1 pseudogene is annotated in these 617 nt (G+C 63.4%); it reads left to right on the forward strand.

Features of this window, described 5'->3' with window-relative positions:
• Positions 1-617: pseudogene (locus tag AC6CH8_RS22825) on the forward strand (pyruvate dehydrogenase (acetyl-transferring), homodimeric type); the annotation flags it as partial.

Genomic DNA, 617 nt, shown 5'->3' on the forward strand with positions numbered 1-617 from the left:
GCCCGGTTCGTGCCCGTCGTCCCCGACGAATCCCGGACCTTCGGCATGGACGCGTTCTTCCCGACCGCGAAAATCTACAACCCCAAAGGCCAGAACTACCTCTCCGTGGACCGCGACCTCGTCCTGGCCTACAAAGAATCACCCGCAGGCCAACTGATCCACCCCGGCATCAACGAAGCCGGCGCCGTCGCAGCGTTCACCGCCGCCGGCACCGCCTACGCCACCCACGGCGAACCCCTGGTCCCGATCTACGTGTTCTACTCCATGTTCGGCTTCCAACGCACCGGCGATTCCTTCTGGGCCGCCGCGGACCAAATGACCCGCGGCTTCATCATCGGCGCCACCGCAGGACGAACCACCCTCACCGGCGAAGGACTCCAACACGCCGACGGACACTCCCCCATCCTGGCCTCCACCAACCCCGCCGTGAAAACCTACGACCCCGCCTACGGCTACGAAATCGGCCACATCATCCGCCACGGCCTCGAAGAAATGTACGGCGACGCTGACGCGCAAGGCACCGGAACTGCATCCGATAAAAACGTGATGTACTACCTCACCGTCTACAACGAACCCATCACCCAACCCGCCGAACCCGAAAACCTCGACATCAACGG

It is taken from the genome of Paenarthrobacter sp. GQ52 (genome assembly GCF_059759005.1).